Annotated in this window: 20 protein-coding genes and 1 pseudogene; 11 read left to right on the forward strand and 10 right to left on the reverse strand. The window is 42.2% G+C overall.

Annotation, left to right across the window (positions count from 1 at the left end):
* Nucleotides 1–50: 50 nt before the first annotated feature.
* Nucleotides 51–1,022 carry a type I phosphomannose isomerase catalytic subunit gene (locus tag BSHG_RS10260; protein WP_005786511.1) on the forward strand — a complete coding sequence of 324 codons (972 nt, stop codon included), beginning with the start codon at nt 51–53 and terminating at the stop codon, nt 1,020–1,022.
* Between the two features lie 65 nt (nt 1,023–1,087).
* Here the strand turns inward: BSHG_RS10260 and BSHG_RS10255 are convergent, their stop codons facing one another.
* The 4 genes from BSHG_RS10255 to BSHG_RS10240 form a co-directional block, all read right to left on the reverse strand.
* Nucleotides 1,088–1,351, reverse strand: a complete 264-nt coding sequence (locus BSHG_RS10255; protein WP_005786513.1) for a hypothetical protein — start codon at nt 1,349–1,351, stop codon at nt 1,088–1,090.
* A gap of 4 nt (nt 1,352–1,355) precedes the next feature.
* The gene (locus BSHG_RS10250) at nt 1,356–1,721 is read right to left on the reverse strand and encodes a phage holin family protein (protein ID WP_005786515.1); all 366 of its coding nucleotides are present in this window, start codon (nt 1,719–1,721) and stop codon (nt 1,356–1,358) included.
* A 26-nt stretch (nt 1,722–1,747) separates the two neighbouring features.
* Nucleotides 1,748–1,957, reverse strand: coding sequence for a YtxH domain-containing protein (locus BSHG_RS10245; RefSeq protein ID WP_005776445.1), 210 nt, complete (start codon nt 1,955–1,957; stop codon nt 1,748–1,750).
* Between the two features lie 298 nt (nt 1,958–2,255).
* Nucleotides 2,256–3,539 (reverse strand): DEAD/DEAH box helicase, encoded by a 1,284-nt coding sequence (locus tag BSHG_RS10240; RefSeq protein WP_005786517.1) that lies wholly within the window; start codon nt 3,537–3,539, stop codon nt 2,256–2,258.
* A gap of 190 nt (nt 3,540–3,729) precedes the next feature.
* On the opposite strand from BSHG_RS10240, the gene BSHG_RS10235 reads away from it, so the two are divergent.
* The 3 genes from BSHG_RS10235 to BSHG_RS10225 all read left to right on the forward strand — a co-directional run bounded on the left by BSHG_RS10235 (nt 3,730) and on the right by BSHG_RS10225 (nt 6,241).
* Nucleotides 3,730–4,500, forward strand: coding sequence for an SDR family NAD(P)-dependent oxidoreductase (locus BSHG_RS10235; RefSeq protein ID WP_005786519.1), 771 nt, complete (start codon nt 3,730–3,732; stop codon nt 4,498–4,500).
* Between the two features lie 114 nt (nt 4,501–4,614).
* Nucleotides 4,615–5,112, forward strand: coding sequence for an SPOR domain-containing protein (locus BSHG_RS10230; RefSeq protein ID WP_005786521.1), 498 nt, complete (start codon nt 4,615–4,617; stop codon nt 5,110–5,112).
* A 316-nt stretch (nt 5,113–5,428) separates the two neighbouring features.
* A complete protein-coding gene (locus BSHG_RS10225; RefSeq protein WP_008659386.1) occupies nt 5,429–6,241 on the forward strand; it encodes a class I SAM-dependent methyltransferase in 813 nt (270 codons plus the stop codon).
* A 252-nt stretch (nt 6,242–6,493) separates the two neighbouring features.
* Here BSHG_RS10225 and BSHG_RS10220 read toward each other — a convergent pair whose 3' ends face one another.
* Complete coding sequence (locus BSHG_RS10220) at nt 6,494–9,169, reverse strand: glycoside hydrolase family 2 protein (RefSeq protein ID WP_008659388.1); 2,676 nt, start codon at nt 9,167–9,169, stop codon at nt 6,494–6,496.
* A gap of 633 nt (nt 9,170–9,802) precedes the next feature.
* Between BSHG_RS10220 and cysQ the strand changes: the two genes are divergently transcribed.
* The 7 genes from cysQ (at nt 9,803) to BSHG_RS10185 (ending at nt 17,370) form a co-directional block, all read left to right on the forward strand.
* Complete coding sequence (cysQ, locus tag BSHG_RS10215) at nt 9,803–10,621, forward strand: 3'(2'),5'-bisphosphate nucleotidase CysQ (RefSeq protein ID WP_008659389.1); 819 nt, start codon at nt 9,803–9,805, stop codon at nt 10,619–10,621.
* 20 nt (nt 10,622–10,641) lie between these two features.
* The gene (locus tag BSHG_RS10210; RefSeq protein WP_008659390.1) at nt 10,642–12,198 is read left to right on the forward strand and encodes an SLC13 family permease; all 1,557 of its coding nucleotides are present in this window, start codon (nt 10,642–10,644) and stop codon (nt 12,196–12,198) included.
* Between the two features lie 28 nt (nt 12,199–12,226).
* Entirely contained in the window at nt 12,227–12,835 is a 609-nt protein-coding gene (cysC, locus tag BSHG_RS10205; protein WP_008659391.1) for an adenylyl-sulfate kinase, read from the forward strand.
* A 27-nt stretch (nt 12,836–12,862) separates the two neighbouring features.
* Nucleotides 12,863–13,774, forward strand: a complete 912-nt coding sequence (gene cysD, locus BSHG_RS10200) for a sulfate adenylyltransferase subunit CysD (RefSeq protein ID WP_005776455.1) — start codon at nt 12,863–12,865, stop codon at nt 13,772–13,774.
* 11 nt (nt 13,775–13,785) lie between these two features.
* Nucleotides 13,786–15,216: a sulfate adenylyltransferase subunit CysN gene (gene cysN, locus BSHG_RS10195; RefSeq protein ID WP_005786535.1), complete on the forward strand. Its 1,431-nt coding sequence runs from the start codon at nt 13,786–13,788 to the stop codon at nt 15,214–15,216.
* Nucleotides 15,217–15,286: 70 nt separating this feature from the next.
* Nucleotides 15,287–16,393 (forward strand): sulfotransferase family protein, encoded by a 1,107-nt coding sequence (locus BSHG_RS10190; protein ID WP_032497383.1) that lies wholly within the window; start codon nt 15,287–15,289, stop codon nt 16,391–16,393.
* A 14-nt stretch (nt 16,394–16,407) separates the two neighbouring features.
* Nucleotides 16,408–17,370: a PCMD domain-containing protein gene (locus BSHG_RS10185; protein ID WP_008659393.1), complete on the forward strand. Its 963-nt coding sequence runs from the start codon at nt 16,408–16,410 to the stop codon at nt 17,368–17,370.
* 304 nt (nt 17,371–17,674) lie between these two features.
* Here the strand turns inward: BSHG_RS10185 and BSHG_RS10180 are convergent.
* From BSHG_RS10180 to BSHG_RS10160, 5 genes and pseudogenes are all read right to left on the reverse strand, one after another.
* Nucleotides 17,675–18,037, reverse strand: a pseudogene (locus BSHG_RS10180) (cupin domain-containing protein); the annotation flags it as partial.
* A 223-nt stretch (nt 18,038–18,260) separates the two neighbouring features.
* Nucleotides 18,261–19,382 (reverse strand): OmpA family protein, encoded by a 1,122-nt coding sequence (locus BSHG_RS10175; protein ID WP_008659394.1) that lies wholly within the window; start codon nt 19,380–19,382, stop codon nt 18,261–18,263.
* Nucleotide 19,383: 1 nt separating this feature from the next.
* Entirely contained in the window at nt 19,384–20,199 is an 816-nt protein-coding gene (locus BSHG_RS10170) for a YjbH domain-containing protein (RefSeq protein ID WP_008659395.1), read from the reverse strand.
* A 51-nt stretch (nt 20,200–20,250) separates the two neighbouring features.
* Nucleotides 20,251–22,470: a carboxypeptidase regulatory-like domain-containing protein gene (locus tag BSHG_RS10165; protein WP_008659397.1), complete on the reverse strand. Its 2,220-nt coding sequence runs from the start codon at nt 22,468–22,470 to the stop codon at nt 20,251–20,253.
* A gap of 10 nt (nt 22,471–22,480) precedes the next feature.
* A complete protein-coding gene (locus tag BSHG_RS10160) occupies nt 22,481–23,434 on the reverse strand; it encodes a hypothetical protein (RefSeq protein ID WP_224223221.1) in 954 nt (317 codons plus the stop codon).
* Nucleotides 23,435–23,519 lie beyond the last annotated feature (85 nt).

Below are 23,519 nucleotides of genomic sequence, written 5' to 3' on the forward strand. Positions count from 1 at the left end.
TTGTTAAAATCATGAGTTTTTAATCTAAGTTTATAACAAGAAAAACAAAAATGTATCCGTTAAAATTCGAACCCATTCTGAAGCAGACGCTTTGGGGGGGCGACAAAATTATCCCGTTCAAGCATTTGAATGATGATTTGAAGGGAGTTGGGGAAAGCTGGGAAATATCCGGCGTAGAGAACAACGAATCTGTCGTAGCTAACGGCCCGGATAAAGGCCTTACACTGACCGATATGGTGAAAAAATACCGTGAGGAACTGGTAGGCGAAGCAAACTATGCCCGTTTTGGCAATGAGTTTCCTTTGCTGATAAAGTTCATTGATGCGAAGCAAGACTTGTCTATACAGGTGCATCCCACTGATGAACTGGCTAAAAAACGCCACAACTCAAAAGGTAAAACTGAAATGTGGTATGTAGTGGGTGCTGACGAAGGAGCCAAACTGCGTTCGGGATTTTCTGAACAGATTACACCGAAAGAATATAAAGACCGCGTGCATAATAATACAATTACAGATGTTCTTCAGGAATATGAAATTCATCCGGGAGATGTTTTCTTCCTGCCTGCAGGGCGTATTCACAGTATTGGTGCCGGGGCATTTATTGCCGAAATTCAGCAGACGTCGGATATCACTTACCGTATTTATGATTTTAATCGTAAAGACGCTAATGGAAAAACACGTGAATTGCATACCAGCCAGGCACTTGATGCGATCAATTATGAAGTGCTCGATGACTATCGTACCAAATATGAACCTTTGAAAGATGAACCGGTTGAGTTGGTGGCATGTCCTTATTTCACGACTTCGGTTTATGATATGAGTGAACAGATCAGCTGTGATTATTCGGAGCTGGATTCATTCGTAATCTTTATTTGTATAGAAGGCTCTTGCCTGATGACAGATAATGAAGGCAACGAAGTGCGACTGGGTGCAGGAGAAACTGTTTTGCTTCCTGCCACTACTCAGGAATTGACCATTGTGCCTCAAGAAGGGAATGTGAAGTTATTGGAAACATACGTGTAAGGACATTCTTCAACGTATTTATATTAGACGCCCGGATATGCAATGATGTATGTCCGGGTGTTTTTTTAATATCTTTTTCGGAAGAGTCCGCGAACTTTACGGATCATTTTCATACCCAGCATGACACCGTCAAAAATGGCCATACCGGTACTGAAAGAGCGCATTAACGCATTACCACCGGAGGCGGCAGGTGCAAGGGGGGCGAAAATTCGGCGGGTGGTATCCGCCATGGCTTGTTTCTGGTCACAGATTTCCTGCAACACTTCTTTTTTACGCTGAGCAATGTCTTCCAGCGTAATTTTCTTTGGAGTAGGTGTGCTGTTGTTCATTGCTTCATTTTTTATTGGAGTCGTTGAGAAATAGGTTTGCAAGGAAATTTACCATCGGCGAAATGATAAGTTGCCTGCGGAAAAAATAAATGATGGCAATCAATAAAACATTGATGCCTGCTATGATGCCGAAACTTACCATCAAACCGCCTACTAACGGTTCAAGAATATAAGCCAGGGCAAAAAGCAGATAAAACAGGGCTACCATACCTAAGATAGTGAGCACTAAAATCATTATTAACGTGGATAAGAGTATAGTTAACTTTTCCGTTAATTCCAGTTTGGTATATTCTTTCTGGAGTACAAGGAACTTCTTGAACTCAGCAAACAGCTGCTGGATATTTTCAATGCTTTTATCGTCTGTAAACATGATAGCTCTGTTTTGATCTTGTTCATTTAGTCAATTACTTCGCCTTTGATTTCAGCTGCAATTTCATCAACGAGGTTTTCCATTTCGTTACGATTCAGCTTGATACCTTTTTTGCGAAGAATCTCTGCGATTTTGTGACGAGTATCTTCTCCTTTTTCAGGAGCGAATAAAATACCCAAGGCTGCACCAACGGCTGCACCACCCAGAAAAGCTGCTAATACATTAAGTCCTTTCATAATCTTTTGTTTTTAAATGATCATATTACAAAGCTAACATTTTTATTGAAAACTTGTTCTGTTTGCCTTAATTTTTTTAGAAAAAAAATAACTCAGCTTAAAATCAGAAGTAATCTTAATGTAAATGCCGGGCGGCGTTTGGGAGGATGTGCTGAAACTCTCATTCACCACAGATTATACAGGCCTATGCAGATAAATATTATTAGTTATCAATAGATTAAGCTTGATCTGTACTACTCTGTGGTGAATGATGGCATACCCTTCGGGCAGGATTGTTTTTGTCTGAATCCGAGAGTATCTATTTCCTTTTTTCCTGTTTGGTGGAAGACGGTTGATTTGTTTTTTGCTTTTTCCGTCTCCAGAAGTCGCCATTGGCCCGGCTCCCGCGGTATGTTTTGTTGGCTTTGGCTTTAACCTTGATTTCTTCCTGCTTTTCTTCCTGGGCCTTGATACCTTCGGTCGTGACAAACGGGTGGTCTTTTACCACCGGGATGTTTTTCCCTATCAACTTTTGGATATCTTTTAAGTAGGGCAGTTCTTCTGATTCGCAGAAAGAGATGGCCACTCCTTCATGTCCGGCACGTCCGGTACGACCGATGCGGTGCACGTAAGTTTCCGGAACATTGGGCAACTCGTAATTGATTACGTGTGATAATTGGTCTACATCGATGCCGCGTGCAGCAATGTCGGTTGCTATCAAGGCGCGAAGGGTATGGTTCTTAAAATTGGTCAAAGCACGCTGGCGTGCATTTTGAGTTTTGTTACCATGTATCGCTTCAGCTCCGATACCGGCTTTAGTCAGTACACGTGCCAATTTGTCGGCTCCGTATTTTGTACGCGTAAAGATAAGTACCGACTCGATTGATGTATCTTTCAACAGATGGATCAGCAAGTCCTTTTTTTCTTTTTTCTCGACGAAATAGACCTGCTGTGAGATGATGTCCACAGTCGAAGAGGCCGGGGTCACTTCCACTTTCTCCGGTTTAGTCAACATCGAATTTGCCAACGTTTCTATTTCCGGTGGCATGGTCGCCGAAAAAAACAAAGTTTGTCTTCGGGCCGGTAGCAGTTTCAGGATGCGTTTGATGTCATGGATAAATCCCATGTCCAGCATACGGTCTGCTTCGTCCAATACAAAAAAATCAAGTGAACTCAGGGAGATAAATCCCTGTGATATCAAATCCAATAATCTGCCGGGAGTGGCAACCAGTATCTGAATACCGCTCCGTAGAGCGTCAGTCTGTGGTTTCTGTCCTACTCCTCCAAAGATTACGGCATGTTTCAGACCGGTATACCGTCCGTATGCTTCGAAACTTTCACCTATCTGAATTGCAAGTTCCCGGGTTGGCGTCAGCACAAGTGCCTTGATACCTTTACGATGGTCGGTTTTATACAATTTTTGCAAGATAGGGATAGAAAAAGCAGCTGTTTTACCGGTACCTGTTTGAGCACAACCTAATAAATCTTTTCCTTGAAGTAAAATGGGGATTGACTGTTCTTGTATTGGGGTGGGAGAGGTGTAACCCTCTTGTCTTAAAGCCTTTAAGATAGGCTCTATCAAATTCAAATTTTCAAATGTCATGTACAATAATTGAATGAGCCTCTCGGCTCTGTTATGTTATATAGCACAAAGATAGGGTAATCGTAAGACGTAAATCCTTTTTTCTGTAATGCTTTAATCTTATTTAACTAAGGTGAAGGGCATATCATCGGAGGTTTAAGCGTACTTTTGCCTTTCATTATATAAGTAATCTAAATTTGTATAAGAAGAAATGAAAGGTAAAATCGTTTTTATAACGGGAGCAAGCAGTGGCATTGGTGAAGGATGTGCGCGTAAGTTTGCTTCGCAAGGTTCGGATTTGATTCTGAATGCCCGTAACGTGGCAAAACTTGAAGAGTTGAAAGTAGAACTGGAAGCTAAATACGGAGTACGTATCTGCCTGTTGCCGTTTGATGTACGTGATCGGAATGCAGCGACCATGGCACTGGCTTCTTTACCGGAAGAGTGGAAACGTATTGATGTATTGGTGAACAATGCCGGTCTTGTGATTGGTGTGGATAAAGAATTTGAGGGAAACCTGGACGAATGGGATATTGTGATTGATACTAATATAAAAGCCTTGTTGGCTATGACGCGTATAGTGGTTCCCGGAATGGTGGAACGCGGACACGGGCATATCATCAATATCGGTTCGATAGCTGGTGATGCGGCTTATCCCGGCGGAAGCGTATATTGCGCCACTAAAGCCGCTGTCAAAGCACTTTCGGACGGTTTGCGTATTGATTTGGTAGATACTCCGCTTCGTGTGACAAACATAAAACCGGGAATGGTGGAAACTAATTTTACGGTTGTCCGTTATCGTGGAGATAAGGATGCTGCCGATGCTTTTTATAAGGGTATTCGTCCGTTGACTGGAGACGACATAGCTGAAACAGTTTATTATGCTGCCTCTGCTCCCGAACATATACAGATAGCAGAAGTGCTGGTGATGCCCACTTATCAGGCAACCGGTACGATTTCTTATAAGAAAAAAGACTGCTGAGGTATCTAAAAAAGTGTTTTTTAGGAAGATTGTTTTGTGGGGTGATAAAAATTCTATTATTTTGTCCCCTTCAAAAGAATGGATACAAGATTATTAACTAAATGTGTATAGATTATGAAAAAATTAGTAGTATTAGGGATGGGCGTATGCGTTGCCTTGGCATTTGCTTCATGTAAATCCAGCGAAAGCGCTTATAAAAAGGCATACGAGAAAGCTAAACAACAGGAATTGGCTGAGCCTCAGGTAGAAGCTCCCGTAGAAGTTACTCCGGTAGTTGCTGCTCCGGTAGAAACTAAAAAGGCTGTTGATAATGCTGCAGGCGTTCGTCAGGAAAAGGTAACAGTTGTTTCAGGTGCTGATGGATTGAAAGATTATAGCGTAGTATGCGGTAGCTTCGGTTTGAAAGCAAATGCAGAAGGTCTGAAAGATTTTCTGGACAAAGAAGGTTATAATGCAACCATTGCTTTTAATGCTGAGACAGCTATGTATCGTGTGATTGTAAATACATTTGCCGATAGGGCTTCTGCTGCGCAGGCACGTGATGCTTTCAAGGCTAAATATCCTAGTAGAAAAGACTTCCAGGGCGCCTGGTTGTTATATAGAATCTATTAATAAAAAAATCTTTTTGGTAATTTCGGGAGTGACGGATGTTGTCTCCCGGTAAAGAAGGTATCCTGTGAAGGATGCCTTCTTTTTTGTTTCACCACTTGGGTAGATACACTTTTTATTGATAACATTAAAACAGGTTTTCAAAATATTATGTATCTTTGCGGCATGACAAATACTCTTAGATCGGATTTGGTTTTGTAAACAATCTGTTTTTTGCAACAGATTGTCCTTTCGTCTTCTCTCGGAAAACTCTTTTCGGGAGCAATTCTTTATTATTATAATTCAAGTTTAATCTGCATGCAATGCTGAAAGTATTACTATGCTTTTCGTGTATGCGAAATATATTAAGATAATGAGTAACGAAAATAAAACAATTCACGATTTCGAACTTAATTTAATCTGCGATTTTTTTTCCAATATGGAACGACAGGGTCCCGGAAGTCCTGAGGTAACATTGAAAGCATTGAGTTTTATAGATAATCTCACTGAAAAATCCCTTATCGCCGATATCGGCTGTGGAACCGGAGGTCAGACCATGGTATTGGCCGGTCATGTGACGGGGCAGGTTACAGGACTCGATTTTCTTTCCGGCTTTATTGATATTTTCAATCGTAATGCAAGACAGTCGGGCTTGCAAAACAGGGTGACAGGCATTGTCGGTTCCATGGATGATCTTCCTTTCCGAAATGAAGAGTTAGACCTGATTTGGTCGGAAGGGGCTATCTATAATATTGGTTTTGAACGGGGATTGAATGAATGGCGTAAGTATTTGAAGAAAGGAGGGTATCTTGCAGTTTCTGAATGTTCATGGTTTACGGACGAACGTCCGGCGGAAATCAATGACTTCTGGATGGATGCATATCCCGAAATCGATACGATTCCTAATCAAGTAGCCAAAATTCACAAGGCAGGCTATCTTCCTGTCGCTACATTTATTCTGCCTGAAAATTGTTGGACAGATCATTACTTTACCCCCAAAGTTGCAGCTCAGAAGATTTTTTTAACTAAATATGCCGGAAATAAAATTGCTGAGGAATTTAGTATGCTTCAATCCATTGAAGAAGAACTGTACCATAAGTATAAAGAGTATTATGGCTATACATTTTTTATTGCAAAAAAGATAAGGCTGTAATTCTTTTCATGCCTATATAAACAGTTGTTTTAAGTAGGGTAGGGGAATCTGATCTAAAGGATATCGCCCTATAAGGCATCAAGCATATCTGTCGGTGCAAAGGTAAAGTCATAACTCTTTTCACCACGGAGTAACACAGAGTATCACAGAGTCTTTTTATTAATAATCAATAACTTAAAATCGGCTCTGTGTTACTCTGTGTCTCCTGTGGTGAGTTTTGACACATTTCTCCTTTAGTAAATAGGAATATGATTACTTTTTCTCACCGAACTCTTCCTGCTGTTGCTCTACTTCTTTTAGCTTGGCAGCATTTTCAGCTTTCTGTAGTCTTTCTTTTTCCAATGCCGCCTCTGATTTTGGGGCCAGGGCGTTTACTGCCTCTTGTCCGGTGAAGTTCGGAATAAGTGCTGACTCTTCCCGGTCGTATATCTGGGGGAAGTCTCCCGGTTTACTTTCCAATTCCAGCACGGCACTGCTTGGCATCTGCGAGCCTTCGAACAAGACACTGGCTGTGATTTTTATTTTTCCGGGTTTCAAAGTAGACTGAACTAATATCGGGGCTGTTCCCCAACGGACAGGGGCCGGGTTAGCCAAATTGCCTGCTCCGCCTAAAATACGTCCTTCACCTTCTATTTGAAATTTGATGGTATAGTTGTTTAAGCGTTTGATATTTCCATCTTTGTCGGCAACGGCAGCTATGACTGTGACGAAGTCAGAACCGTCGGCTTTCAGGTCTGTTCCTTCATTGTCTACCCAAAGGAGCAGCTTTTCGGGACGTCGTGCCGGAGCCACTTTGTGGGTAGCGACTACTTTACCGTCAATCAATCCTTCTGCCAATAAGTAAACGTCAGCTTGTTTACCTTGGCGTGAAAGTGCTTTATCTTTCATGAAGTCGTATACATTCTCGAATGTGATGACGGGGTGGGGCATTCCTTCTTTTTCCTGTTTATGTACATAGGTTTGCGTTTGTCCGCCTTTGAGATAAGTGAGTCTTACTTCGTCACAGTTCGAATAGACGGTGACATCTTTGCCGGAGAACGGTGTCATTTCATGGGCGATATAAACCATTGGACCGGTTTGGAAAAGGCGCTCTTCTTTTATGGGCGACCGTTGTGCCATAAACATGTAATAAGAATACTTCGGTTGGCGGAATACGTCCATGACACCTCCGTAGAAGGGATCGGGATGATAGCCGCGCTGATGATCGAACGAGTGCCAGAGGCAGCCTCCTACATGTTGCCGCGGAGTGCGGTAAAGAGCATCATAGCTGGTGTATTTGTAGGATGGACGGGCATAGTGCTGTGCTTGTATAAGCATGGCCTGCTCTCCCCAGTTGCGTGCTACGCGACTGGGAGAATTGTGCGAGTTCCAGTCATCCACATTGTCACCCCATTCACGTGTGAAGTAAGTCAGCTGTTTCTTGATATCGTTAGTCGAATAGGCTCCTCCGTCTCCATTGAGCGGATGGGTAAAAAGTATCTGGAAATGTTCTTTCCCTTTGGCTTCGCTATCGCATCCGCTATAACAATAGGGATATGGATATTCTGCCTCTACAATGTCATGTGCGTTCCGGGCGAAATCTGCCGGATACCATGTCTCGTTCAAGATCGGTTCCCACATCCATACGCAAGGATGATTGCGGTCTCGACGAACCAGGTTACGGATATCGCTGTATACCCGCTGTGCAAAGACCGGGGCATCATTCCAGAATTGCCAGCCCGGGGTATTGACGATTACAAATAATCCCAATTCATCACAAGCATCCATGAAGGCCGGGTCTTGCGGGCAGTGAGCATTACGAATTACTTTCATTCCGGCATCTCTCAGTTTTTTGGCATCCCGCCAGTGAATGCTGTTAGGTACCGCATTGCCCACAATTGCGAAATCCTGGTGCCGATTGGCTCCGATTAACGGAGCTTCATAAGGTTTACCGTTCAGCCAGAATCCATCTTCTCCTTTGAATTCGATACTGCGTATTCCGATCCGGCGCCGGTAACCATCTATCGGATTGCCCTTTTCGTCACGGATACGAACGATCAGGTTATATAATGCCGGATTTTCCGGACTCCATAGCATCGGACTTTTTACGGTCAGCTTATCTGATGAATAGGTTGATTTTCCGGGCTTGATCCGGATGACAGAGTTTAGAGAAGCCACTTGTTGTCCGTCCGGTTGCTGAAGTTCGTATTCGACTACACCTTTGAAAGCTTTTCTCCCGGAGTTGCGAATCTGTATTTTCAGTAATACTTCGGCAGAGTGGTCCGATACATTGTTATAAGCGACAAATAGTCCTCCGCCTGCTTCTTCGTTCTCATAATTCGGATCGGTGATGAATACCTGATTGTGTGCTATCAACCAGCAATCCCGATATATTCCTCCGAAATAAGTGAAGTCCAGCACTTCCTGTTGTTTTCCGGGAGGATAGTTGGGGTCATTGCTATTGTCAGCCCATACGGCGATCAGGTTTTCCTTTCCAAATTCCAATGCATCAGTTACATCGACGACCACCGGCAGATAACCACCGAAATGTTCGGCTAGCAATTTACCGTTTACGTATATTTTGCTTTTGCCCATAATTGCCTCAAAATGTAAAAAAAGTTTTTTACCTTTCAATGCCGCATCCGGTGTAAAGTGTTTGCGATACCAGACTTCGCCTTGGTAATTGATACAGCCGCTTGCTTCTGTAGGCAGGTATTCGATACCATGAGGCAGAGAAACTACTGTCCATGACCGGTCGTCGAAATTTCCGGTTTCAGCTCCGGGGCAATTTCCTTTATAAAAACGCCATGCAGGATTCATGGAATAGACGTCTCGTCCGGAGTCTGCCAGCCGGAAAAATCCGGCAGTGGAGAATTCGGGTTGATGTGCCTTTATGCATAGCGGGGATAAAAGTAAACTGATGAATAACAGAATAATACTTTTCTTCATTGTGGTAGGGATTATGATTAGTTATTATTGATGTTTTTGAATTTTATAGTCCTTTTTGATAGAATGATGTAAAGTTATGAAAAAAAATATATTCGCAAGGATATGTGAATGCTTTGTATGCATAATCTGAAAGATTAATATAAAAACGGCATGACTTGAGATAATTTTATACTATTGGAAAAATATTGAAAGAGTATATGGTTACTTAAATAACAACTGTCTCTTTGGGAACCTGAGGAAGAAAAAACTCGAACGGAGAATGATTTGATATTCTATTTGTCTTGGAACCAGATATTTAAAATTGTTTGTTTGAAGCTTTGGAAAGCTTAGGTTTAACATTGTGTTAAATCTGCTTCTTTACATTCAAAAGACTTGTTGTTTGAATGTAAAAGAGGTGTTGTTTGTGTATGGAGAACCAATAATAGGGAGCAAAGACTTAACAATGTTAATTAGTGATGTACTCAATCGCCATCAGCGATGAAAGGTTTTTTAGAGTTTTGCCCTTTTCTACTAAAAGAAGTTATAATTAGCTGTTTAAAAACTTTTTAAAGAGATAAAGTTTTTACTTTTGTACCTCTATTAAATGGGGGATATTATGCCTTGTAGGAAACAAGGTCGTTAAAGCGTAATAAAATGGAACATAAATACTTATTTGTCGCTGTTGATGCAGCCCTGAAGGCGGGGGAGGAGATATTGTCTATTTATACCGATCCGGCTTCGGACTTCGAAATAGAGCGGAAAGCGGATCACTCTCCTTTGACTATTGCTGACCGGAAAGCACACGTAACAATTGCCACCATTCTGAACGAAACTCCTTTTCCCGTACTGAGCGAAGAGGGGAAACATTTAGAGTATAATACCCGTCGCAATTGGGATGTGATGTGGATTGTCGATCCATTGGATGGTACGAAAGAGTTTATCAAGAGAAACGGTGAGTTTACGGTAAATATTGCGTTAGTGAAAGCCGGAGTTCCCATTATCGGAGTGATTTATTTACCGGTCAAAAAAGAACTTTACTTTGCCGGTCAGGAAATCGGTGCCTACAAGCTGTCGGGCATTACGACTTTAGAAGACGATGCAACACTCGATAAGCTGGTAGCTGCTTCCGTACGGTTGCCACAAGACCTGCAGCGGGACCGATTTGTAGTAGTGGCTTCCCGTTCACACCTGACTCCGGAGACCGAAGCGTACATTGATGCGGTGAAGCAAAAACACAAACATGTCGAGTTGATTTCCAGCGGCAGTTCTATTAAAATATGTTTGGTTGCCGAAGGTAAAGCGGATGTTTATCCCCGTTTTGCTCCTACGATGGAGTGGGATACTGCTGCCGGGCATGCCATTGCGCGCGCTACGGGAATGGAAATTTATCAGGCGGATAAAAAAGATGTTCCTTTGCAGTATAATAAAGAAGATTTGCTGAATCCCTGGTTTATTGTTGAGAAGAGAAGGTAAACCACTAATTGTTTGCGTTTATGACATTTGAAATTGCATTTGTGCTGTTATCCTTATTAGGGATGGTAATTGCTTTGATCTTGGACAAAATGCGTCCCGGCATGATACTTTTCTCTGTAGTGGTGTTGTTTCTCTGTGCGGGTATTTTGACTCCGAAGGAAATGCTCGAAGGATTCAGTAATAAAGGGATGATAACCGTGGCCCTGCTTTTTTTGGTCAGTGAAGGTATCAGGCAGTCGGGAGCGTTGGGGCAGGTTGTCAAGAAGTTGCTTCCTCAGAAACGGACGACGGTCTTCCGGGCACAATTACGCTTATTGCCTGCGGTCGCTTTTATTTCCGCTTTTCTGAACAATACTCCGGTAGTTGTCATTTTTGCCCCGATTATTAAACGATGGGCACGGACAGTCCGTTTACCTGCCACTAAATTTCTAATTCCTCTTTCGTACGTAACTATATTGGGAGGTATCTGCACTTTGATCGGTACATCTACCAACCTGGTTGTGCATGGAATGATATTGGAATCCGGTCATGAAGGATTTACCATGTTCGAATTGGGCAAAGTGGGTATCTTTATTGCAATAGCCGGTATTATTTATCTGTTTGCTTTTTCTAAGAAACTGCTTCCGGATGCACGCCCCGATACAGCTGTGCCCGATGAAGAAGTAGAAGAAGGCGATAAGCTTCACCGCGTGGAGGCAGTACTTGGTGCCCGTTTCCCGGGTATCAACAAAACTTTGGGAGAGTTTAATTTTAAACGTCACTATGGTGCCGAAGTTAAAGAAATAAAGAAACGTAACGGACAGCGGTTCATCAACAACCTTGAAGAAGTGATCTTGCGTGAAGGAGATACGTTGGTGGTAATGGCGGATGACACGTTCATACCCACTTGGGGAGAATCTTCCGTGTTTGTGCTGTTGGCTAACGGAAATGATAATGAACCGATACCGGGAAAAGGAAAACGTTGGTTTGCATTGATTCTGCTGATCCTGATGATTGCCGGTGCTACTATCGGTGAGCTTCCGGTAGTGAAAGAAATGTTTCCGGACATGAAGTTGGATATGTTCTTTTTTGTTTCTGTCACTACCATTATCATGGCTTGGACTAAAATTTTTCCGGCACGTAAATACACTAAATATATTTCCTGGGATATCTTGATTACGATCGCTTGTGCTTTTGCTATCAGTAAAGCAATGGTAAATTCGGGTGTGGCCGATAAGGTTGCAGGATTTATAATCGGCATGAGCCATGACTATGGCCCGCATGTATTACTGGCAGTTTTATTTATTATCACCAATTTGTTTACGGAGCTGATAACAAACAATGCCGCTGCTGCATTGGCTTTTCCGTTGGCTCTGTCGCTTTCGGTCCAGTTGGGTGTCGACCCTACACCGTTCTTTGTGGTCATTTGTATGGCTGCATCTGCCAGTTTTTCTACACCGATCGGTTATCAGACAAATTTAATAGTACAGGGTATCGGCAACTATAAGTTTATGGATTTTGTCAGGATCGGATTGCCATTAAATCTTATAACATTCCTGATTTCCATATTTCTGATCCCTTTAATCTGGCCGTTTTAGTAATTGAAACAACATCTAACATATTATAATGGAAGAAAATAATAATATATATCCGATATTCGACCGGATGCTGACCCGGCAGGATAAAGAAGAACTCTTGAAACAGCGTGGTGTGATGATCTGGTTTACCGGGTTGAGCGGATCGGGTAAGAGTACCATTGCCATCGCTTTGGAACGCGAACTGCATAAACGCGGATTGTTGTGTCGTATCTTGGATGGAGATAACATCCGTACAGGCATCAACAATAATCTGGGCTTTTCCGAAACTGACCGGGTAGAAAACATACGCCGTATAGCCGAGGTTTCGAAACTTTTTATTGATACAGGCATTATTACAATTGCTGCTTTCATCAGCCCTAACAACGATATCCGTGAGATGGCTGCCCGCATTGTCGGACCGGATGACTTTCTGGAAATATTTGTCAGCACTCCGCTCGCCGAATGTGAAAAGCGGGACGTAAAGGGATTGTATGCCAAAGCTCGTCGGGGAGAAATAAAAAACTTTACTGGAATATCCGCCCCTTTCGAAGCTCCCGAACATCCGGCTTTGTCACTTGACACTTCCGTATTGTCACTTGAGGAGTCTGTCAATCGATTACTGGAAATTGTGTTGCCTCGGGTAAGCAGACATGAATAAAATATAGATGAAGAAATAATCATAAAAATGAAAGAAGAATATAAGTTAAGCCACTTGAAAGAACTCGAAGCCGAGTCCATCCATATTATCCGCGAAGTGGCGGCGGAGTTTGAGAATCCGGTCATGCTGTATAGCATCGGGAAGGATTCTTCGGTTATGGTACGCCTTGCCGAAAAAGCTTTTTATCCGGGCAAAGTACCGTTTCCTTTGATGCATATCGATTCAAAGTGGAAATTTAAGGAAATGATTCAGTTCCGTGACGAATATGCCAAAAAGTATGGCTGGAATCTGATTGTGGAAAGCAATATGGAAGCTTTTCATGCAGGGGTAGGGCCTTTTACGCATGGCAGTAAGGTGCATACAGACTTGATGAAAACACAGGCTTTGCTGCGTGCGTTGGATAAATATAAATTTGATGCTGCCTTCGGAGGTGCTCGCCGCGATGAAGAGAAATCGCGTGCTAAAGAGCGTATATTCTCTTTCCGTGATAAGTTCCATCAATGGGATCCCAAAAACCAGCGTCCCGAATTGTGGGATATCTACAATGCCCGTGTACATAAGGGTGAAAGTATACGTGTATTCCCGTTGAGTAACTGGACCGAACTGGATATCTGGCAGTACATTCGTTTGGAGAATATTCCGATTGTACCGTTGTATTATGCCAAAGAGCGTCCTGTGGTGCAGATGGACGGTAACTTGATTATGGCTGATGATGAACGTCTGCCGGAAAAATATCGTGATCAGATCGAAATGAAAATGGTACGTTTCCGTACATTGGGATGTTGGCCGTTGACCGGTGCTGTCGAAAGCGAGGCCGACACCATTGAGAAGATTGTTGAAGAGATGATGACTACCACTAAGAGCGAACGTACGACCCGTGTTATCGACTTCGACCAGGAAGGTAGCATGGAACAGAAGAAACGCGAAGGATATTTTTAAACATTACAACTATGGCAGATAAATTAGATATAAAAGCATTTCTGGATAAGGACGAACAGAAGGATTTGCTTCGTCTGTTGACAGCAGGTTCGGTAGATGACGGAAAGTCTACATTGATCGGACGTTTGCTGTTCGATAGCAAAAAATTGTATGAGGATCAGCTTGATGCATTGGAGCGTGATAGCAAGCGGTTGGGCAATGCCGGCGAACACATTGATTATGCCTTGTTGCTGGATGGCTTGAAAGCAGAGCGTGAACAGGGCATTACGATTGATGTGGCTTATCGCTACTTTTCTACCAATAACCGTAAATTTATCATTGCTGATACTCCGGGGCACGAACAGTATACCCGTAATATGATAACCGGCGGTTCGACCGCCAATCTGGCTATTATTCTGGTAGATGCCCGTATGGGAGTAATTACTCAGACAAGACGTCATACATTTCTGGTATCTCTGTTGGGAATCAAGCATGTAGTGTTGGCTGTCAACAAGATGGACCTGGTAGATTTTTCGGAAGAGCGTTTCAATGAGATTGTAGCAGAGTATAAGAAGTTTGTAGCTCCCTTGGGGATTCCCGATGTGACTTGTATTCCACTGTCCGCACTCGATGGAGACAATGTGGTGGATAAGTCGGAAAGAACTCCGTGGTATGAAGGACTTTCCTTGCTCGATTTTCTGGAAACAGTCCATATCGACAGCGATAATAACTTTAGTGATTTCCGCTTTCCGGTACAGTATGTACTTCGTCCGAACCTCGACTTCAGGGGATTCTGTGGTAAGGTGGCATCCGGCATCATACGCAAGGGAGACAAAGTAATGGCTTTGCCTTCCGGTAAAGTATCTCATGTGAAGAGTATCGTTACTTTTGATGGTGAGCTGGATTATGCTTTTCCTCCACAGTCGGTCACACTGACACTTGAAGACGAGATAGATGTCTCAAGAGGGGAAATGTTGGTTCATCCAGATAATTTGCCTATTGTGGACCGTAATTTTGAAGCAATGTTGGTGTGGATGGATGAAGAACCGATGGATATCAACAAATCGTTCTTTATTAAGCAGACAACGAATGTCAGCCGCACGCGTATCGACAGCATAAAATATAAAGTGGATGTCAATACGATGGAACATTCGTCTGTTCCCTTTTTGTCTTTGAACGAAATTGCACGTGTGGTGTTTACTACAGCTAAAGAACTGTTCTTTGATCCGTACCGGAAGAATAAATCGTGCGGTTCGTTTATCCTGATCGATCCGATAACCAATAATACCAGTGCTGTGGGAATGATTATCGATCGTGTGGAAAAGAAAGACATGAATATTGCCGATGATTTTCCGGTTTTGAATCTGCCTGAACTGGGCATAGCTCCTGAACATTATGAAGCTATTGAGAAGGCGGTAAAATCATTAAGTGAACAAGGTTTCGAAGTCAGAATAGAGAAGTAAATGATTATTCGGTGTGCCGATATGCCTGCTGCATGCAGTTTGTCGGCACATTAACAATGAACACATTATTATGGGATTACTTGAATTTAACAAACTTCCGATAAATACTTTAGTAGGGGCAGACTGGCGGACATTTAAAGCTATTACCGGAGGAAGGGAGATCGATGCGGCTTATACAGGTAAATATCGTCTGACAAAGGCAGTTTGTCGCTTACTGTCTACTTTGGCTCCACTTCAGGATAAACATTATGAGAAGCTGCTGGCAAATAAGCCGTTGGAACACGATCCGGTCTTTATCCTTGGTCACTGGCGTAGCGGAACTACTTTTGTACACAATGTTTTTTCGTGCGATTCACATTTTGGCTATAACACCACTTATCAGACTGTATTTCCGCATTTAATGATGTGGGGACAGCCATTCTTTAAAAAGAACATGAGTTGGCTGATGCCGGATAAGCGGCCGACGGATAATATGGAGCTGGCTGTCGATTTGCCGCAGGAGGAAGAGTTTGCCCTTGCCAACATGATGCCTTATACCTACTATAATTTCTGGTTCTTGCCAAGATATCAGCAGGAATATGCAGATAAATACTTGCTTTTCGATACTATCAGTGAAGCGGAATTGAAGGTTTTTGAGGAGACTTTTACCAAATTGATTAAGATCTCTTTGTGGAATACGCAGGGTACTCAGTTTCTTAGCAAGAATCCCCCTCACACGGGACGCGTGAAGGAATTGGTGAAAATGTTCCCCAATGCGAAATTTATTTATCTGATGCGTAATCCGTATACTGTATTTGAGTCTACCCGTAGTTTCTTTACTAATACGATTCAACCCTTGAAGCTGCAGGATATCACTCCGGCTGAGTTGGAGAACAATATACTCTCTATTTATGCCAAATTGTATCATAAATACGAGGCCGATAAGCAATTCATTCCTGAAGGAAACCTGATGGAGGTGAAGTTTGAAGACTTTGAGGCAGACGCTATGGGAATGACTGAGAATATTTATCATGCTTTGGATATTCCGGGATTTGCCGAAGCGCGCGGCTCGATAGAGAAATATGTGGGAGGTAAAAAAGGATATAAAAAGAACAAATATAAGTACGATGACCGTACTGTGCAGTTAGTGCAAGATCATTGGGACTTTGCACTGAAACAATGGGATTATAGTTTATAAAAAAAGGAGGAAAAATGATTCAGAAGACATATCGCCTGTGGGTGGCAAGTCTGCTAACTTTGTGTTCAGCTTCTGCTGTAGCGCAGCAGAAAGTAGAGATACTCCCTTTTGGGAATATGGATCAATGGGTGACGCGTGAAATAAAAGAGTCGGGCATTATTGGCGGAAATACCAAAAAAGTATATGCCATTGGCCCTACCGAAACCATTGTGGGTGCGAAGCCTTATGCAAATAAAGGTGGTTCACCCTGGGGAACTTCTAACGTAATGGCACGTGTGTCGGGTATTACCAAAACCAATACTTCGGTATTTCCCGAAACCAGAGGAGACGGTTTCTGTGCCCGTCTGGATACTCGTATGGAGAGTGTAAAAGTACTTGGTATTGTAGATATCACCGTACTTGCTGCCGGATCTATGTTTTTGGGAACGGTTCATGAACCGATTAAGAGTACCAAGAATCCGAATAAGATGTTGCAGATGGGAATACCGTTCACTGAGCGTCCGTCGGCTATTCAGTTCGACTATAAAGTGAAAATGTCCGATCGTGAAAACCGTATACGTGCAACGGGATTCAGTAAGATAACGGATGTGCCGGGTAAGGATTTTCCGGCTGTTATTTTATTGCTACAGAAACGTTGGGAAGATGCCAAAGGCAATGTGTATGCTAAACGTATCGGGACAATGGTGAACTATTATTATCATTCGACTGATTGGAAAAATGGTTCAAAATACGATATCATGTATGGTGATATCACGAAAGATCCGGCGTATAAAGCACACATGATGCGACTTCAGGCCTCTGAATATTTTACGGTAAACAGTAAGGGCGAAAGTGTGCCGATTCATGAAGTGGCGTGGGGGGAAGCTGATGATGTGCCGACGCATATGATACTTCAGTTTACATCCAGTCATGGTGGTGCTTATATCGGTTCACCGGGAAATTCGCTCTACATTGACAATGTAAAACTGATCTATTAAGTCCCTGCTTAAATTTTTCTAGATTAAATTTATATAGGCTTATTGACCCGTTTAGAGTTTCTTTCCGGTCTCTTTCCGGGTAAAATTTAAACAGGTTTTAAGTTGAGTTCAAGCTAACAGTAGTTATGGTAGCTTTATGTGGCAACCGGACTTTCAGCCTTAGGAATTAAGAGTTTAATATACTTTTCTATAAATCCGAATCTGGCTGCTGCGGTTTTGCCTGTCTGTGCAGTGTATCAATAACTACTATAACTACTGTTATGTCGACTTATTCTATTTTAATCTTAAATCGATTTGTCCATAGCAGGGCAGAGCCGTTCGAATCGACTGTGGCATTTAAGCTGAAATGGGAAAAGATTTCGGGTAGGAATTCCAATTGCATCAAGGTCGTACCATCTGCTCCGGCTTCAAACAGATGACTGATGTCCGAAGTGGTAATCATAATTTCTCCTTCACGAAAAGTGATACTCTCATGATCCGGATGGAGAATGCAGCTTCCCTTTTTCACATAGTTTATTTCGATACGTAAATGCTGATGTGATCCATACATCTCACCGGGATGGAATGAAATGAAACGAAAAACGTCAGCCAGGCGCTTGGTTTTAATATTTTCTGTGATGCTTTCTAATAGTTCCCGAAGTGAATACTGCTCTGTCCGATTGTCCATGTTATTGCTTTAAGGTTTATATACCGGATATAGATTTACAATCTCTACTTTTTATATAAAAAAACAAATGATGGATAAATTGGGGGGATAATTTTCTTCTTTCAAATTCAGAAAGAACGTATAACAGTGATGGCGGAAGAATAAAAAAGAGTGCGTCTCAGCGACGCACTCTTTAAAGTATAGAGCCAAAAACTTTCCCGCCCTATTGGGAATCGAAACCCTATTATTCTAAAATTACAACACGGTTCAGGAAGTTCTTGCCAAACATGTTGGCTGTTCCACCAAAACCGACGAGTTCCAGTTGATCTTTGCTTACGCCTTCTTTGATAAGAGCGTCATAAACGGCTTGAGCACGGGCCTCAGACAGTTTCTGGTTCCACTTGGCACTACCTGTAGCCTTATCTGCATAACCGGCTATTTTGTATTTCTTATCCGGGTTGGCTTTCAAGATCTTAGCGGCCAGTTGGATGTTAACCATACCATAGTCGTCGATCTTAGATTTACCAATCTGGAAGAAGACTGCGCGAGGACCGGCTACTTCGATTTCTTTCACCACTTCTTTCGTTACAGGTTTTACGTTAGCCAGTGCGTTTTTGGCATCGGCTAAGTCCGATTGCGCTTTTGACAGTTCACTTCTGTAACGATTCAGCTCTTCGTTGATAGCGTTTTGGTCTACCTGCGCACCGCAAGAAACGAATCTCTTGCCACCGAATGTGTAAGTCACACCTGCTGTCAGAGAAACAGCGCCGTCGGTACGGGCAGAACTATAATGTCCGAAGACAGAAGGAGAGACTTCACCTCTTGCTTCTACATTGATATCCAAATATTTGTTGATGTTGAATTGTCCCATCAAACCGACAGAACCATTAATCAACGCATTCAGTTTATCTTGATTGCCATAGGCCTTGGCAAACGTAAGTCCCGGACCTGCAAATACGGATACAGTGAACAAGCGATCGGGATTATAGCCTCCGATAGCGTTTGACAAGTTGAACAATCCGTCGGCACGTAGAGTGAAGTATTTTTTATTCTTCATCTTCTTGTATTCGCCTTCCGGCATTCCATATTCGGAGTATAATGTACTCCAACATCCGGCTACCTGGCCACGGATCCCCCAAATAGGGTCGAACAGTTTACCGACTGATGCGTGTATCAGTGGAGTTATGGCATGTCCAAAGCCATAATCAAAGTTGTCAGGGTTGACACATCCCTGTGCTCCTACACCCACGCTGATAAAGATATTATCTTTAGCTTTTTCGCTATAATAATGCTCTTTTGTCTGCGCTGAGGCTGAGACGGCTGCGCCTGTCAACAGTAAAGACAATATTGCTATTTTACTTTTCATGTTATTTCATTTTTTGTTTTAACTCTTTGTTTCGTTTCTGCTTTTTCATTCCATCTTTTCCGGACAAGCGGAACTGGAAAGTCAATCCACCTGTGAAATATTTCATTCTTTGGAGTTCCACTTGTGCATGCAAATGGTTGAAAAGCAAATAGGTGGCACCTAACGCAAAATCTTTCGAATCATATTCGGCAATTAATCTCAATTGCGGATGGAAAGACGGGTTATAACTGATACCTGCCGCGATCCCATTCAGTTTGTACTCTATCCTTTTGTTATAAAGATAGGAGAGGTGTACTCCCACTGTCTCTCTTCCTAATTGGACATGCCTGGTGGCTGCGATGTAGAAACGACTGAAGTATCCGTTACCTTCCGTCGGAGCCACAACTCCATTGCCGGACGAGGTAAAAGGATCGGAAGTGCCTACTACAACAGCGGGCATGTATTTCCAGAATTGCCCTTCTTCCAGTGCCCGTAATCTGAGAGAAAAATACCGGTCCTGATTCGTAAAGCCTGAGTAACCATAAGGTTTTAATCCAAGAGCTTCCGCCTTAAATAAAGTACAGGTATATGCTACTTCCATCCAAGGTAAAATGGTTACATTCAGGTAGTAATTGTACGTGTGGTAGTACCACGTTGGAGGAGTTATCTCCTTATTCATAAAGTTTGCACCCAGCATGACTGTTTTGTCCTTCTGCATTTCTGCCGAGGGAGCATGCAGCAATCCTGTAGTACCGTAGGTCAATTGAGCCGAAAGCATAAAGGGTATAGCTATAAATAGCGATACTATGAAGATTCGTTTTAAATTTACTGTATACATTCTCTACGCTTTCGGTTCAATGATTTCAATTACTACATTTTATTCTCTCGGTTATTCAGAGATGATAATACCACCACCGGCATTCAGGTCATCGCCGTGACCATGACCATGTCCATGACCGATCGCTTCAATCGTTCTAACAACTACTGAAGAAATCTTGCTGATTGTAACTTCAGCTGTTTTCTTTTCGATTGCTTTCGTTGCTTTATTATAAACAGCAAACGGCAATACATAGGTAGTCTTGATAACGTTTTTTGTTACGTCGAATCCTGTCAACTGAGTATAAGCTGGTACTTCAAGTTCATATGTGAACTTTTTGTCTGTAAATGCAGCTCCCGGAGTAACATTGGCATTATCGTCTTTGATAGCTTCTTCCAAAGCTGCGCTGACCATCTTGATAGTAGTTGTAGTTAGTGTGGAATGTGCTTTCTTGATAATTTCTTCTACAGAAGCACCACCTTCGCACTTGATACCACCCTTCCAGTTGATTTCCATTTTTACTTTGGCAGTTTCACCTTCAGTGTAGCATGCTTTGTCGAATTTCATAGAATCCAAGGCTGCTTCAGCCGTAGCTTTGCTGTCGGCTTCTTCGAAACCGAATTTGAATTTAGAGAAGTGGTGAACATTGCCAACAAATACTCCGTTCTGGTAAGTAGCATAGTTTTCTTCAGCTTCCCAAGTATTAGTCTTTTCATTGAAGTAAAGAGTAGCCAATGCAACTTCAGGAGTTTCTCCTTGAGCTACGACAACTGCAGGAGTAAATTTCACTTCCATCGGAGTTACGAAAATAGTTCCGGTTGGAGTACCGTCGTATTCACGGACAGAAGCACCTTCTTTACCTTCGTCAGTACGGCTGATGTTCAGGGTGCTTGCTACGCCACTTGTAAAAATGATTATAGTGTTAGCCGGAAGAACGATTTCGTCAATAACGGTTTCTTCTTTATCATTATTAGTATCAATTACTTTAGATTCCAGTTTGAAGGTCGTTTCTTTCTCGATCGGAAGAACTGCTACCTTATCGATTTCTGTCAAAGTACCGTTGGCTACATATTTTTCCATAGTGTTAACCACCTGTTCTGCTTGTGCCGGAGTAATCTTGATGTCCGATCCAGCAGCTTCCAAAACCTTGTTAATTGATTCTTCTACAGCAGATTTACTTGGAACTTTTTCACCTTCTGCTTTTTCCGGTGCGGCTTCAACAGCATTCTCTGTTGGAACTTCAATCTCTACATTGCCACCGATAAATACATTATCGTCATCATTCGGTTTTTCTGTATCCGGTTTCAGTATCAGAGTTACATTGACTGTGGTGTTAGATACTTGGCCATTGTCTACCGGTGCTATAAATGCAGTATATACATAAATCTTATAGCTGTTATGACGGATTGTTACAGTTGCTTTAGTCAGACCTTTTACTTTGTCGGCAGGAATCTCGAATTTGTAGAAACCGTTGGAAGCAGTAGTTGTTACTTCGTATCCTGACATGTTCAGTGTTACTTCAGCCTTAGTAACCATGCCACCATCCTGATTGTAGATATTTCCTGCCAAATAGTATTTAGGGGCAACCTCTACTTCTTTTTTCTGCATAGCAACAGTTACCGAAGTTTTTGCAATGAAAATACCTTCACCTTCCGGCCCGGCTACTTCACTGATCACAACGTCGGCAGTAGCCGGTTTGTATCCGTCAGCAGTGATATATATAGTGTGCTGACCCAGACCTACATTGGACATAGTGAATTCGTTACCATTCTGAATGGTTGCTGTCAATATGCCTGGCATAGTTGCGGTTTTGATAGCTACAGGCTCACCGCTTTCCGCATCAAATACAGAACCTTCAATTTGATATTCTACATCTTTTGTCGGTTTTGTTTCTTTGCCTTTTTCCATTTTAGCGTCGATGGTATAGGCTACGATAGAACCGTTTTCCTGTTTAGTAACGAATACCGAGCTTGTCACTGTTTTATAACCGCTCTTTGCAAAAGTTACTACGTTGGTTTCTCCCACTTTAGCTTCCAGAACATACTTACCGTCTGCTGCGGTAGTCATTGACTTTGAGTTTGTGACATTGGTTACTGTGACACCGTCCATTACAGCATTGCTTTCAGCATCTGTAACAATACCTGCTACTTGGTACGTCGTAGCTGTAGGGTCGGTCACTTTGGGAACATCAATCTCGTCTTTTTCGTAGCAACTTGCGAACATACCGCACATTGCCAACAGGGTTAGCGCTAACTTAGCGCCATTACCGAAAAGTTTACTTTTCATTTTCATCTCAATAAAATTAAAAATTTAATAATTCAGATTTTATAAAATATGGATTAAAACTATTGTTCTTCATTATGTTATCGTCAGGTGCTGAGCGATAAGTCTTATAGTAATATTGTTCATTTCCCGCATTATAAGACATTCCCATATTATTGGAAGGAGTGATCCGAGGAATATATCCTTTGCGTTTATATCGGTAAGGGGGTAAAGCTATTTGGAAACGGAATCCTCCATTGGCTTTCACGTCTTTGGCTTTCATTGCATAGAATCCAATGGAAGCATAGCGAAAATGCCGGATTGCTTCTACTCTAACTGCTTTCTCCTTTAATAGATATTGTTCAACTCTTGCATTTAATTCTACATTATAGCGTGGCCAATAAAAGCTTCCTCCCAATGACCATGTAGCCCGCATCTTTGTTCCATAATGCATAGTAAAACCTTCCCAATATCCTGTACCGGTATACCCGATGCGGCCTTCTATACTGAAACGTTCATCTTTAAAGTGGTGGATCAGGTTGAAGTCGATGCCATATCGGCTATTATTAAAGCTACCGATAGCCAATGTTGCCCAAAAATTATAGGGCAGACGGACTGTTTGCGATAGTTCAAGGAAACCCGGATGTAGTTTATCGTATCTGCTGGCATATCCGTCATTATATACCGGAATCACCATTTGAGCCGTGAATTTCATCCCTTTCCAGAAAGAGACTTCTATGGCGGGTGATAAATTGAAAAGCACTTGATAAATCTGTGTGATTACTAAGTTTTTTAGTGATAATTCCGGATATATTGTGATATCTACTTTATACAAAGAGCTATTTGCTTTTTTATTCCTTTTTACTTTGTTCCAGCTATTTCCCAGATTATAACTAACTTCCCAGTCTTGTCTGCTAATATTTACTGTACTATCTTTGAAAGATGGCTGATAATAAAGAGATATTTGCGGCACATTGTTATTCAAAACGATAATACGGCATGGCTTTCTTTCGGGTAATCAGTAGTTTGATTTGTAGAATATCACATCACTTACTTCGTTTCATAATGTATTGATATAC

Source organism: Bacteroides sp. 3_2_5, assembly GCF_000159855.2.
Lineage (GTDB): Bacteria > Bacteroidota > Bacteroidia > Bacteroidales > Bacteroidaceae > Bacteroides > Bacteroides fragilis.